This window comes from Actinomycetota bacterium (assembly GCA_030774015.1).
Classification (GTDB): domain Bacteria; phylum Actinomycetota; class UBA4738; order UBA4738; family JACQTL01; genus JALYLZ01.
In genome coordinates, this window is record JALYLZ010000042.1 from 16660 (window position 1) to 29217 (window position 12558).

A 12558-nucleotide genomic window follows, 5' to 3' on the forward strand; every position below is an offset into this window, starting at 1 on the left:
CTTCCCGCTTGCCGATTCCGCACAGACCCGGCGCCCCAACCTACGCCTCCGTCCGTTCGGGCCCCTGAACCGAGCCGTCCGGCACGGGCCGGTGCACGATGAAGGCCCGCTGGAACGAGCCCGGGACCCAGGGGAACTCGGACACCCCGAGGTCGGATTCCTTCTCCCGCCATTCGTGGAATGCTCGCTGAACCCCCAACCTCGGGTTCGCCCGGAACAGGTACCAGTCGTCGAAGACGAGGACCGCTCCGTCGGACAGAAGCGGCGTGAGGAACTCGAGGACCGGGACGGCTGACTCGTAGAGGTCGCAGTCCACCAGGGCGAACGCCACGGATTCCAGCCCGTCGCGCTCGGCCAGGCCGGGCGACAGGACCTGGTCGTACCAACCGGGCACCACCCGGACCCGATCCAGCTCCACCCCGTGCCTTCGAAGGTTGGCCCGGAACTCCTCCTCCGTTGCGGAGAGCGAACCCTGCCGGAAGTGCGGGTACGTCGAGTCGAGCGTTCCGGGCTGGGGGAGCCCCTCGAAGGAGTCGAACGCGAACATCCGCCGAGGGGGCCCCTTCGACTTCCGCTCGGCCGCGCGGATGGCCCGGTACGCCCGAACGAACGAACGTCCCGTGTACACCCCGAACTCACAGTAGTCACCCTCGATGCTCCGCGTGGCGGTGAAGGTCGCGGCGAGGTCGAGGTAGGAGAGCGGCCGGCCGGCGGCGACGCGGCGAACCGCGCGCACGGCGGAGACGAGTGGTGCTCGAGCCAGACCCCTGGCCCGATCGCCGAGGGACAGCGGATGCTCCCGCTTCCACGCCGCCGAGCGCCATCGCCGTTCCACCGGCTAGCTCCCCTTCACGGCCAGCACCCGGTGGTGCCCCTCGCCGAACACCGTGCGAGCCAGCTCCCCCCGGTCGATGCGCCCCGCCGCGAATGCCTGTTCCGCCGTGTCCAGCTGAGCGAGGGCCTCGGCCACGGCGTCACGGGCCGCCATGGCATCACGGGCCGTCCCGGCTTCTTCCGCCCCCGCCCGGGCCTTCTCGAACACCAGCCGGAGCTGTTCCAGCTCGGCCCGCTGCACGCTCACGCTCTCCTCGTGGTCGAGCTTCCCTCGCTCCCATCGCTCCGCATCCTGGAGACCGGCCGCGGACAGCATCTCCCGAACCTGATCCCACGTGAAGAACTCGATGATCGGTACGAACAGGTCGTCCAGGAACGTCCGCTGCTTGTTCGCCGGCAGGCCGGCCCGCTGGATGGCCCGATCGACCGCCTCGTACCCCAACGCCTGGGCGAACGGCCGGGCCCGGACCACGGTGGGCCACCGCAGCCCGCCGGTGCCGTACAGGAGCAGGTAGCAGCGCCCACCCGGCCGCAGAACCCGCGCCAGCTCTCGCAGGCCGAGCTCCGGGTCGGGCGTGTGGTGCAGCACACCGCTGCAACACACGAAATCGAATGCCTCCTCTCGGGATGGCAGGCCGAGCGCGGAGGCCGCCAGGAACCGCACGGCCTCCAGGCCCTCCGCGCGCCGGGCTGCATCCGTGAGCCCGGAGGTCGAGATGTCGCATCCCACGGCCAGCCGGGCGCCGAGCCGGGCCATGGCCACCGTGTACCGTCCCCCGCCGCATCCGATGTCGAGGCAGCGCTTCCCCCGAAACCACCGCAGGTCGAACCCGTTCGCCTCGAACCGGCGGCCGAACAGCCCGACAGACTCTTCGAACAGTGGATCGTCGTAGCGGTGCCACAGGTCACCGAACAGGCCGGCGGTGGCGCTTCGGATCGCTGCGAGGTCGGCCGTCACACCCGCTCCTGCCCGGCTCGCTCCGCCATCATGATCTCCACCAGCTTCAGGTCCAGCTCGCTGTCCACGCTCACCGATCGATCCGGGGGCATGACCATGGGACGGATGACGTCGCCCCAGACCGAACCCCGCTCCATCAGCACGTCCCGCCGGGTCAGGTAGACGGCGCCGTTTCGCATGTACGCCGGGGGGTCGTAGTCCTGCCGGCGCGTTCCCTCCCGTTCCTCCACGCAGTACGGGAGGAGCCGGTCCCCTTCGATCCGCTTCATCAGGATCGGATGGACCGCGAGCACTTGGACCACGCTGATCACGGAGTCGCACCCGCCCTCCCCGGCCAGCCGAATCGCGGCCTCGACGTCCTCCACGGTCCGGAACGGCTCCGTCGGCTGGAGCAGGAGCACCCAGTCCATCCGGAAGCCGTCACGGCGCTCCACGAACAACACGGCGTGCTGGAGCACCGGCACCATGGGGACGCTGTCCCCGGCCAGCTCCGGCGGACGGAGGAACGGCACCTCCAGGCCGAGGGACCGCCCCACCTCCGCGATCTCCTCGTCATCGGTGGAGAGCACCACGTCGTGGAACAGGTCCCGGGAGGCCAGGGCAGTGTCCACCGTATAGGCCAGCAGCGGCCGACCCAGGACCGGGCGCACGTTCTTCCGGGGCACGCCCTTGGACCCGCCGCGGGCGGGGATGACCGCCAGCGTCCGGGCCCCCCCGGGGCCGTTCCAGAGGCTACCTCCGACGCCGCCCCCGACGCTCACCGGGCCCCCGACCGCGCCCGCTGGTCCTGGAGCACCCGGTCCAGCCGGGCGGCCAGATCGTCGCACAACTCCCGGACTTCGGGGTCGATGTCCGGCTCGGGACCGCGGCGATCCCCCGATACCTCCCGGACGAACGCCGGGTCGAACCCGAGGCCGGCGAACCGGAACACCTCGGCGAACCGCGCCTCCGGATCGGCCACCACGTCCTCGTACCGGACCAGCATGGCCCGGTCGGGCACGCGGTCCAGCTCCCGGTCGAAGTACAGCTCGTTCCGGAGGTACCACTTCAGCGCCGCGGCGGAGTGCAGCGACAGGTCTCGGGCTACAAGCTCGCGGACCAGCTCGCGCCGGGGCTCCGGGACCCGCTCCGCCAGCCAGTGGTCGAACGGCGCATCCCCCGCGATCCGGCGAACCAGGCGGAGCTGGCCATCCCCCCACTTGCGCACCGCCGAGTCCGCCACCGGGGCGCAGTCCCGGAGCAGCCACACCACCCTGCCCTGCGGGAAGCGCTCCAGCAGCCGGTCGGCGTGCTGCGAGTCGCACAGGGCCTTGAACGCCACCGACCGGCACCGGGCCCGCTCGGTCAGCCAGGAGATCCGCTCCAGATCCCGAAGCCGGAACCGCCGAAAGGCCCGGGGATTGTCCTCGTTGTACGTCCACGTCTCCGGGCTGGCCTCGAGCACGGCCAGCAGCATGTTGGTGCCCGAGCGCTGGCACCCCAGGACGAACACCGGGGCCGCCCGGCCGCGCCGCCCCGTCCCCAGCTGGCCGGCGTACTTCGCGGCCCGCCGGGTGGTCCGCCGGGCCCGGCCCCACGCCCGGGCCGGCAGCGCCGAGATCGACGACCCCATCAGTAGCGGATCCGCTTGTCGATGCGGAGCGGCTGCTCCGCCAGGAGCGCGGCGATGCGCACCCCGGCCTTCCCGTCGCCGTACAGGGAGGACCTCGGGCACGGCCCGTTGGCCATGTGCTTGCGCACGGCCTCGACGATGGCGACCCGGTCGTGCGGCACGTCCAGGACGTTCGGGCCTCGGTCCCGTCCGGACTGGCGGCTCCCGATGTTCACCACCGGCACGCCCATGTGAGCGGCCTCGCGGATCCCCACGCTGGAGTTCCCGATCAGGCACGTCGCCCCACGCAGCAGGCGCAGGAAGTCCTCGGGGGCCATGTTCTTGAAGAAGTACAGGAACGGCAGGTCGTGGGTCTCCCGGAAGATCCGGAGCCCCTTCGAGATGAGGTCGGAGCCGGCATCCACGTTCGGCCAGAACCAGAAGGTGGCCGAGCGGAGCTCCTGGGCGGCGGCGATGGTCTCCTCGATCTGGGCCTGGGAGTCGGCGTACTCGGTGGTGACGGAGTGCTGCATCACCACCACGTAGCCGGAGTCCAGGTCGAACTCGTGGCCGACTCCCGCGTAGCGTTCGAACGGGTCGAACCCGTCATCGGGCTCGGCCATCACGCGCGCGGCGAGGTCCACCGACGGGCACCCGGTCACGAACACCGACTCGGGGTCCTCCCCCATCCGGATCACCCGGTCGGCAGCCTGCTGGTTCGCCACGAAATGCAGGTTGGACAGCTTGGTGACGGCGTGGCGGACCTTCTCGTCGATCGATCCCGTCACCTCGCCGCCCAGGACGTGGGCGACGGGGATGTTCAGGTAGGAGGCGGCGATGGCCGTGGCGATGGTCTCGTAGCGATCGGCCACGCTGATCACCGCGTCGGGCTTCAGGTTGTCGAAGATGGTGGCCAGCTCCACCACGCCCAGGCCGGTGGACTTCGCCGTGGTCACCAGGTTCTCGCCCTCCACCACCATGTACACGACGGCGTCGGGCTGGAACCCGTCGGCCCGGATGACGTCGATGGCGGGGCCGTACCGTTCCAGCAGGGCCGAGGCCCCCACGATCAGCTGGAGCTCGAGCCCCGGGTGGTCCCGGACCGCCTCCAGGACGGTCTTGATGCGCGCGTAGCTGGGCCGGGCCGTCACGACGACGCAGATCCGGCGCGCGGTCACCGGGCCGCCCGCTCCGACACGGATTCCCGGAACCACCGCACCGTCGCCTCCACCGCATCCTTCCAGTCGGCCCGGGGCTCCCAGTCCAGCAGCTCGCGGGCCCGGCTGATGTCGGCACGCGTGTGGCGGACGTCCCCGGCCCGCATGGGCGTGGTCACCGGCTCGATCCAGGTGTCCATCGCGTCGGAGACGGCCCGCAGGACCTCGTTCACGGTCTTGGGCCGGCCCCCGCCCACGTTCATCACCGCGCCGTCGGCCCGGCCGTCCGCCGCGGCCGCCGCGAGGTTCGCCCGGACGACGTCGTCGATGTAGCTGAAGTCCCGGGACTGCTCCCCGTCCCAGTGGACCTCCGGAGCCGTTCCGTCGGCCAGGGCCTTGATGAACGCGGGGAACACGGCGGCGTACTTCGACTCGGGGTGCTGGCCGGGCCCGAAGACGTTGAAGTACCGCAGCGAGACCGTGGACAGGCCCTTCACCCTGGTCCACACGCGGCAGTACTGCTCCCCGGCCAGCTTGCTGACGGCGTACGGCGACCGGGGGTCGGTGGGCATGTCCTCCTGGTTGACCGGTGCGGTGGAGTCGCCGTAGACGCTCGAGCTGGACGCGTAGACGACCCGGCGAACCCCCGCCTCCTCCGCCGCGACCAGGACGTGCAGGGTGCCCGCGGCGTTGCACTGCTCCACCAGCACCGGCTCGTCGATCGAGCGGGGGACGCTCCGGACGGCCCCCTGATGGAAGACCACGTCGACGCCCCGGCAGGCCGCCCTCAGCGCGTCGAGGTCCCGAAGGTCCCCCAGCACCATGGTGGCCCCGGCCGGCACGTTCTCCTCGAACCCGGTCAGGAAGTTGTCGAACACCCGGACCTCCCGGCCCTCGGCGACCAGGGTGCGGGCGATGGCCGAGCCGATGAAGCCGGCCCCTCCGGTCACCAGGGCGGTCCCGTCTCCCGACATCGCACGGTTCGCCATCAGGCCAGCGGCTCCGAGGCGGCGTGGCCGTTGGGCTCGAAGGACTCGAGGGCCCGCCGTACGCTCGCCAGCGAGAACACCCATCTCCCGCCCGGCGTCCGCATCGCTTCCAACCGCCCGGTGTCCGCCCACCGGCGGACGGTGGCGGGGCACACCCGGAACAGCAGGGCGACCTCCCGCGACGACAGCACCGGGTCCTCCTCTCCCAGGGCCAACAGCAAGCTCCCCAGCCAGGGGCGAAGGGACTCGATGAGCCGCCTTCGTTCGGCACCCGTCACCGTGGTCACGAGGTCAGCCCGCACGCTCTCCATGGACGCTCCTTCCGACCCGCAGCCGCCGCCGGCGCGGGAAACCGCGCCCGGCCCGCTCGACGGGATGGGGCTGACGAGATGCACTGTTCGGATCGAATCGCACACAACGCACGCATCGAACCAATGGGACAAGGCGCGCGTAAGGCACCGGTTGCGCAGACCCTAGGGGCGTGCTCCCGGGGTGTCAAGGTCCCCCGGGCGTAGCGTCGCCACCGCGTTCACCGGGTCCGCGGGTCCGCCCTCCGGAAGGGGGACCTTTTGCGGCGACCGATGCTAGCCTTCCGCGACCGGCCCTCCGATCGAGGCCGGCCCGTCCCATGCAGCCATCCACCAGAAAGACCTTCCGGCACAGGTTCGCGGCTCCCGCCGCGGCCTTTCTCGTCGTCCTGGGGATCGGGGCGGTGGGACCGGCATCGCGAACGGCCCTGGCGGCCGGCCCGATCACGTCGCAGAAGGACGTGCCCTACGAGACCGTGAACGGGCAGACCCTGGCCATGGACGTCTACCTCCCCCACGGGGCCGGACCCCATCCGGGCGTCCTCCTCGCCCACCCAGGGCAGTTTCGGGCCGGGGGTCGAGCGCACCTCGCTCCCCTGGCCCGCTTCCTGGCCGTGCACGGATACGTCGCGTTCACCATCGACTACCGCCTGGCCCCCCAATTCCCGTATCCGGCGGCGGTCCAGGACGCCATCCAGGCTCTCGCCTACATGCGCGCCCACGCGGACGAGTTCAACCTCGACCCCACGCGCATCGGCGCGGCCGGCACGTCCGCCGGAGGGACGATCGCGGGCTCGCTGGGCACGAGCTGCGGCCGGGGGACGACCGGCGGGCAGGTCGCCGCGGTGGCCTCCCTGTCCGGTCCGATGGACCTGCTGAACCTGGTGCAGCAGGCGCCCACGACGCGGGGTCCGGTCTTCTCGTACGCGGTTGGCCACCGGACCCCGGGCATCAACGTGGACGCGCTCCTCACGGCAGCGTCCCCGGCCGCCCACGTCAGTCCGGATTCGGCCCCCTTCCTCATGGCCCTCAACCCCGCCGAGCCGTTCCCCGCCGCGCAGTACACCGAGATGGCCGGCCTGTTGCGGGCCGCACACGTCCCCGTGGAGTTCTTCCGTCCCCCGCCGGGCTCCTACTTCCACGCCGTCAATGTCCGGACCCTGCGGTTCCTGAATCACTACGTGGCCGACTACACGGGAACGCCCAGCGCGCCGGCGAGGGCCTGCGTCGTGTCGGCCGGCACGACGCCGGCGACGACGCCTCCACCGACCCCGTCCCCAACGCCCTCCGCCACCTCGAGTCCGGCGCCGACCCCGCCGGCCTCCTCCCCGCCGGCCCACCGGGGAAGCGGAGGCTCGAAGGTCTTCCTGTTCGTCGGGATCGGCGTGGCGGTGGTCGTCGTGCTGGGGCTGTGGGCAAGGGCCTACTTCCGTAGACCGACCTTCTAGCTGCTCGCGGGGGCCTGCCGCTTCCCCTCGATGAGGGCCGCCAGGTCGCCGATGGTGCCGAAGTTGTCCTCGACCAGCTCCTCGTCGGCGATCTCGACGCCGAACTCGCTCTCCACGAACCCGACGATCTGGTAGATGCCGATCGAGTCGATCACCCCGCTCGTCAGGAGCGGATAGTCGTCGGTCAGCTCGTTCGCGGTGGCCTCGGGCTGGAGCTCCTCGACGATGAAGCCACGGAGCTTCTCCTGTGTGCTCATGGGCCGGCTCTCCTCGATCTCGATGGTCAGCGGGTTGTCATCTACCACAAGCACGGCGCGCTTCGCACGCGCCGTCCGTCGGGGAGGAGATTACGCCGTTGAGCGCTTGTCACTCCGGATCGGCCTGGCTATCCTTGGCCGCCGAGGTTCGCCGGCACTGTGTTGCCGGAAAGGTCGACCCTTTAGGGACCGTTCGATAGACTCGGGCCCACGAGGCCCCTGGAGGGCAGGAAGGTCCACCTGGTGGAACACTCCCATACCGAGCATCAGACCGACCTGAAGGAATACCTGCGCGTACTCCGCACGCGCAAGTGGAGCATCATCCTGATTACCGCCATCCTGACGGGCGCGGCCCTGTTCTACTCGTTCCGCCAGACCCCCATCTACCAGGCCCAGTCCAGGGTGGTGGTCCAGGCGTTCGTCCTCAACCCTCTCCAGAGCGTCGGGGGGCCCCAGCAGGTGGACCTGCCCACCGAGGCCCAGCTGGTGGCCACCCAGGCGGTGGCGAAGATCGCGGCCGCCGACCTCGGCTTCACGGGAAGGCCGGCCCAGGGACTCCTGCACGGCCTCAAGGTCCAGATCGTGAACGGGACGACCGTCCTCGGGATCGCATACCGCAGCCCCAACCCGGCCCTGGCCGCCCAGGCCGCCAACGCCTTCGCCAAGGCGTATCTCGAGTACCGGCGCGAGCAGGCCCTGGCGTCGTTCGCGCAGGCCGCGGCCACCCTCCAGACCCAGATCGACACCAGCCAGGCCAAGCTCAGACAGCTCAGCAAGCAGATCTCCGCCCTCGAGGCCAAGAAGAAGCCCGATCGCAGCAAGCTGGCCTCGCTCCAGACGCAGCAGAGCCAGGAGATCGCCCAGCTCGCGGTGCTCCAGCAGCAGCTGACGACATACCTCAACACCGCTCCGATCACCCAGGGTGGGGGCCAGGTCATCGCCACGGCCAACGTCCCCACCTCGCCGGTCAGCCCCAACCACATCCGGACGGGGGCGTTCGCCTTCGTGCTGGGACTGGGCCTGGGCATCGGCCTGGCCTTCCTGCGGGAGCGCCTCGACGACAGCATCCGCACCCGCCAGGAGCTGGAGCGCCGGCTGGGCGCGCCCGTCCTGGCCACTGTGCCTCGCATCTCCAAGTGGAAGCGGGGTGACGATGCCTTCCTGGTGACCCTGACCGACCCGAAGAACCCGGTCAGCGAGGCCTACCGGACCCTGCGGACCAACCTCCAGTTCCTGGCGACGAAAGGGGACCTCCAGACCATCCTGGTGACGAGCGCCACGGCGGGCGACGGCAAGACCGCCACCTCGGCCAACCTGGCCATCGTTTTGGCCCAGGCCGGCCGGCGGGTGGTGCTGGTGTCCGCGGACCTCCGGCGGCCCCGGGTCCACCGGTTCCTGAACGTGTCGAACGAGGCGGGCCTGTCGCTGGTGCTGGCCGACTCGGTCCCCGTGTGGCAGGCCGTGAAGGACCCGGGTGTCCCGAACCTGCGGGTCATCCCCAGCGGTCCCGTGCCGCCGAACCCCGCCGAGCTGCTCCAGAGCGACCGGATGGGCGAGTTCCTGCAACAGGTCCAGGAGTTCGCGGACTTCGTGATCATCGACACGCCGCCCGTGCTGGCCGTGGCCGACGCCTCCATCCTGAGCGCCCGGGTGGACGGGACGCTGTTCGTGGTGGACGCGGACACCGCCAGCCGTACGGCGACGGTCCAGGCCCGGGACCAGCTGGAGAACGCCGGGGCGCGGGTCATCGGCGCGGTGTTCAACAAGTTCGACCCAAGCCAGGCCGGCGCCTACCCGTACTACTACTACTACTACTATCACTACGCGGAGCTCCAGGATCAGGACGGCAAGGTCTCCACCAATGGCGACGCCCACAAGAGCAGGTTCTCCCGACGCGGCAAGAAGGCCCAGAAGGCTGCTGCCGAGGCCGACCTCGACCTGCCCGACGCGACCTGATCCCCCGAACCTTCAGGCCCCCTCCGCCCGCGCCGATACTCCGACCGTGACGTTTCGCGACGCTGCCCGCACCCCGGTTCCACCGGGGGCGCCGGCCGGAGAGTGAGGGGAATCGTGCGCTACCTGATCACGGGAGGAGCCGGCTTCATCGGCTCCCATCTGACCGACGCTTACGTCCGGGACGGCCACGAGGTGACCATCCTCGACGACCTGTCCACCGGCAGCGACCAGAACATCCGCACGCATCTGGACGGGCGCACCGCGCGCCTGGTCACGGGGTCCGTCCTGGACTCCGCCCTGGTCCGGGAGCTCGTGGCCGAGGCCGACGCGGTCATCCACCTGGCGGCCACCGTGGGCGTCGAGCTCGTGGTGCGCGACCCGCTGCGGGCCATCGAGAACAACGTCGAGGGGACCCGCACGGTCCTGTCCGCGTGCAGCGAGCACCGGACGCGCGTGCTGCTCACCTCGACCTCCGAGATCTACGGGAAGAACACCTCCGATCGGCTGCACGAGGACGCCGACCGGATCATGGGCTCGCCGTCCAAGGCTCGGTGGGCCTACGCCACGTCCAAAGTGGTCGACGAGGTCCTCGCGTACGAGCACTGGCGCCAGCATGGAACGCCGACTGTGGTTGCGCGCCTGTTCAACTGCTCCGGGCCCCGGCAGACCGGGAGCTACGGGATGGTCATCCCCCGCTTCGTGCGCCAGGCCCTCCAGGGCGAGGACGTCACCGTGTACGGGGACGGCCTCCAGACGCGCTGCTTCTGCCACGTGGCCGACACGGTGGCCGGGCTGATGGGTCTGGTAGCACACTCGGAGGCGGTGGGACAGCCCTACAACATCGGCGGCTCGGGGGAGATCACCATGCGCGACCTGGCCGAGCGGGTCATCGAGCTGGCGGGGTCGAGCTCCCGGATCCGGTTCCTGACCTACGAGGAGGCCTACGAGCCGGGGTTCGAGGACATGCAGCGCCGGGTCCCGGACATCACCCGCGTCCACGAGCTGACCGGGTGGCAGCCCACCCGCTCGCTGGACGACATCATCGGCGACGTGGTGGCGGAGGAGCGCCAGCGCCTCCAGGCGTCCGTCCTGCCCAGGGCGTAACTCCGCTCAGGCCGGCGGGACGGGCACGGCGGGCGCCTCCGTCGATTCCAGGACGCCCTGGACCGACGCCAGAGCAGCCGACGCCACGGGCTGGGCGGCGCCCGCGATGGGGGTCTCCGTGGCCGAGCACAGCGCCTCGATGATGTCGGCGACGGCGTTGGCCAGCCGCACGCTCTGCTCCATCGAGTACACCCGCACCCCCCGCTGGAGCAGCACGTTGTAGAACTGGTCCAGCGCGGCCCGCTGGTCCCCCAGGAGGTTGGCCTCCGACACCTGGAGCGCCGACGCCAGCCGGGCCAGGGTCTCGATCGAGGGAAGCACGTGCCCGTTCTCGTACCGGGAGAGCCGGGCCTTGGGGATGCCGCTGCGCTCCTCCAGGGCCGACTGGGACAGCCCGGCGTGGAGCCGGACCTCTCGCAAGCGCTGACCGAAGCTGTGGTCCTCCCTCACGCGCCCCCCCGATAGCAGACCGACCCCGGCGAACCGCGCGAGTGTAACATTCCACTCCGACCGCTCCGGGGCGTTCCGGCTGCCCCCACCCAAACGGAAGGGGCCGGCGCGGGCCGGCCCATCTCCGCGGCGCTTCCGGATGGACTACTTGACGTCGACCGACGCCCCGGCGGCCTCGAGCTTCTCCTTGGCCGCGTCGGCCTGCTCCTTCGGGACCCGCTCCAGCACCGGCTTGGGAGCGCTGTCCACGAGGTCCTTGGCCTCTTTCAGGCCCAGGTTGGTGAGGGCCCGGACCTCCTTGATGACCTGGATCTTCTTGTCGCCGGCAGCCTGGAGGACGACGTCGAACTCCGTCTGCTCCTCCTCCTCCTCGGCGGCGGCGCCACCTCCTCCCGCGCCCGGTGCCGCGACCACCTGCGTGGCCATGGCGGCCTGGACACCGAACGCCTCCTCGAACCTACCGATGAACTCGGAGAGCTCCAGGAGGGTCATCTCCTTGAACTGGTCCAGCAGGTCCTCGGTGCTCATCTTCTTCGTGGCCACCGCTCGTCACTCCTTTCCTTCACCGGAGGCCTCCGCCTCCGGCTCGCTCTCACTGTTGGGCTCTTCGTCGCCGGCCCCCGCCTCTGCCTCCTCCGCTGCGGGTTCCGGCTCCGCCGCGGCGGACGCCTCGGGCTCCGCCGGTCCCGGCACCTTCTCCTTGTACGCCTCCAGGACCGACAGGAACCGGCTCTGGAGGGCCTGGAACATGTAGGCGGCCCGGGACATCTCCGACTTCGCCAGGCCGGCCAGGCGGGCCAGCAGCACCTCACGCGGCGGCGTGGTGGCCAGGGCCTGGGCCTGCTCGGCGGACAGCACCCGGCCCTCCATGTAGCCGCCCTTGATCGACATGGTGCGGTACCGCCGGATGGCCTCGACCAGGCTCTTGGCGGCGGCGATGGGGTCCCCGTCCACGAACGCGACCGCGGTCGGGCCCTCCAGGAACACTTCCAGCTCGGGGGTCCCAGCCTCGCCGGCGGCCCGCTTCATCAGCGTGTTCTTCACCACCGCGAACCGGGTTCCGGTCTGGCGGAGGGACCGACGGAGATCCGTCGCGTCCAGCACCGTCAGCCCCCGGAAGTCGGTGAGGAACACCGCCTGGGAGCCCTCGATTCGCTCGGTGAGCTCCCTGACCTTCTCGACCTTCTCCGTCTTCGGCATGTCGCCTTCCTCGTCCGGACGAACGGACAAACGAAAAACGCCCCCGCGACAGACAGGCGGAGGCGTCGGCCTCGTGCCTCGGCAGGTGCCCGGCTCGCGCCGGGATTACGCTTCCGCCCCTGCTGTCTGCGGCGCCACAAGCGTAGCGGTCCCATCCGAGAGTGTCACACCCCGGTGCTAAGGCTCCGGAACGGAATTACATGACTGTAGTTAGCCGGTGGCCCGACGGCGGAACGATCGTGTAGTTCCACTCACCGTGGAACCTGTGGCCCTTGATGCGCGGGCCGATCGCGGCCATCTCCTCGT

13 protein-coding genes and 1 pseudogene are annotated in these 12558 nt (G+C 70.7%); 3 read left to right on the forward strand and 11 right to left on the reverse strand.

The genetic code is table 11. The features are described 5' to 3' along the window. Positions 1 to 40 precede the first annotated feature (40 nt). From M3Q23_03975 to M3Q23_04005, 7 genes are read right to left on the reverse strand one after another with little or no spacing between them, the layout of a single operon-like run. Entirely contained in the window at positions 41 to 835 is a 795-nt protein-coding gene (locus tag M3Q23_03975; protein ID MDP9341270.1) for a TylF/MycF family methyltransferase, read from the reverse strand. Positions 836 to 838: 3 nt separating this feature from the next. Beyond that, positions 839 to 1792, reverse strand: a complete 954-nt coding sequence (locus M3Q23_03980) for a class I SAM-dependent methyltransferase (protein MDP9341271.1) — start codon at positions 1790 to 1792, stop codon at positions 839 to 841. Next, positions 1789 to 2553: an acylneuraminate cytidylyltransferase family protein gene (locus M3Q23_03985; protein ID MDP9341272.1), complete on the reverse strand. Its 765-nt coding sequence runs from the start codon at positions 2551 to 2553 to the stop codon at positions 1789 to 1791. Before M3Q23_03985 ends, M3Q23_03980 begins: the two co-directional genes overlap by 4 nt. Beyond that, positions 2550 to 3404 (reverse strand): sulfotransferase, encoded by an 855-nt coding sequence (locus M3Q23_03990; GenBank protein ID MDP9341273.1) that lies wholly within the window; start codon positions 3402 to 3404, stop codon positions 2550 to 2552. Before M3Q23_03990 ends, M3Q23_03985 begins: the two co-directional genes overlap by 4 nt. Further along, positions 3404 to 4561 carry a UDP-N-acetylglucosamine 2-epimerase gene (gene neuC / locus M3Q23_03995; GenBank protein ID MDP9341274.1) on the reverse strand — a complete coding sequence of 386 codons (1158 nt, stop codon included), beginning with the start codon at positions 4559 to 4561 and terminating at the stop codon, positions 3404 to 3406. The genes M3Q23_03990 and neuC overlap by 1 nt, the downstream gene beginning before the upstream one ends. Then, entirely contained in the window at positions 4558 to 5529 is a 972-nt protein-coding gene (locus tag M3Q23_04000; GenBank protein MDP9341275.1) for an NAD-dependent epimerase/dehydratase family protein, read from the reverse strand. The genes neuC and M3Q23_04000 overlap by 4 nt, the downstream gene beginning before the upstream one ends. Beyond that, positions 5529 to 5831 (reverse strand): helix-turn-helix domain-containing protein, encoded by a 303-nt coding sequence (locus M3Q23_04005; protein MDP9341276.1) that lies wholly within the window; start codon positions 5829 to 5831, stop codon positions 5529 to 5531. The genes M3Q23_04000 and M3Q23_04005 overlap by 1 nt, the downstream gene beginning before the upstream one ends. A gap of 410 nt (positions 5832 to 6241) precedes the next feature. Here M3Q23_04005 and M3Q23_04010 point away from each other — a divergent pair, with 410 nt between their 5' ends. Then, entirely contained in the window at positions 6242 to 7285 is a 1044-nt protein-coding gene (locus M3Q23_04010) for an alpha/beta hydrolase (protein MDP9341277.1), read from the forward strand. Here M3Q23_04010 and M3Q23_04015 read toward each other — a convergent pair. After that, positions 7282 to 7596 carry an acyl carrier protein gene (locus M3Q23_04015; protein ID MDP9341278.1) on the reverse strand — a complete coding sequence of 105 codons (315 nt, stop codon included), beginning with the start codon at positions 7594 to 7596 and terminating at the stop codon, positions 7282 to 7284. The two genes, M3Q23_04010 and M3Q23_04015, sit on opposite strands and share 4 nt — an antisense overlap. A 189-nt stretch (positions 7597 to 7785) precedes the next feature. On the opposite strand from M3Q23_04015, the gene M3Q23_04020 reads away from it, so the two are divergent. Both M3Q23_04020 and M3Q23_04025 read left to right on the forward strand, forming a co-directional pair. Then, positions 7786 to 9498 (forward strand): polysaccharide biosynthesis tyrosine autokinase, encoded by a 1713-nt coding sequence (locus M3Q23_04020; protein ID MDP9341279.1) that lies wholly within the window; start codon positions 7786 to 7788, stop codon positions 9496 to 9498. Positions 9499 to 9612: 114 nt separating this feature from the next. Beyond that, positions 9613 to 10602, forward strand: a complete 990-nt coding sequence (locus M3Q23_04025) for a GDP-mannose 4,6-dehydratase (protein ID MDP9341280.1) — start codon at positions 9613 to 9615, stop codon at positions 10600 to 10602. A 309-nt stretch (positions 10603 to 10911) separates the two neighbouring features. Here the strand turns inward: M3Q23_04025 and M3Q23_04030 are convergent. The 3 genes and pseudogenes from M3Q23_04030 to rplJ form a co-directional block, all read right to left on the reverse strand. Further along, positions 10912 to 11052 (reverse strand): annotated as a pseudogene (locus tag M3Q23_04030) (helix-turn-helix domain-containing protein). A 144-nt stretch (positions 11053 to 11196) separates the two neighbouring features. Then, the gene (gene rplL / locus M3Q23_04035) at positions 11197 to 11580 is read right to left on the reverse strand and encodes a 50S ribosomal protein L7/L12 (protein ID MDP9341281.1); all 384 of its coding nucleotides are present in this window, start codon (positions 11578 to 11580) and stop codon (positions 11197 to 11199) included. 21 nt (positions 11581 to 11601) lie between these two features. After that, positions 11602 to 12252, reverse strand: a complete 651-nt coding sequence (gene rplJ, locus M3Q23_04040; protein ID MDP9341282.1) for a 50S ribosomal protein L10 — start codon at positions 12250 to 12252, stop codon at positions 11602 to 11604. Positions 12253 to 12558: the final 306 nt, after the last annotated feature.

Bases quoted from the DNA above. Each gene is read 5' to 3' on its own strand.
- M3Q23_04000 (MDP9341275.1), bottom strand. From the start codon at position 5,529: ATGGCGAACCGTGCGATGTCGGGAGACGGGACCGCCCTGGTGACCGGA.
- rplL (MDP9341281.1), bottom strand. From the start codon at position 11,580: ATGAGCACCGAGGACCTGCTGGACCAGTTCAAGGAGATGACCCTCCTG.
- M3Q23_03990 (MDP9341273.1), bottom strand. From the start codon at position 3,404: ATGGGGTCGTCGATCTCGGCGCTGCCGGCCCGGGCGTGGGGCCGGGCC.
- rplJ (MDP9341282.1), bottom strand. From the start codon at position 12,252: ATGCCGAAGACGGAGAAGGTCGAGAAGGTCAGGGAGCTCACCGAGCGA.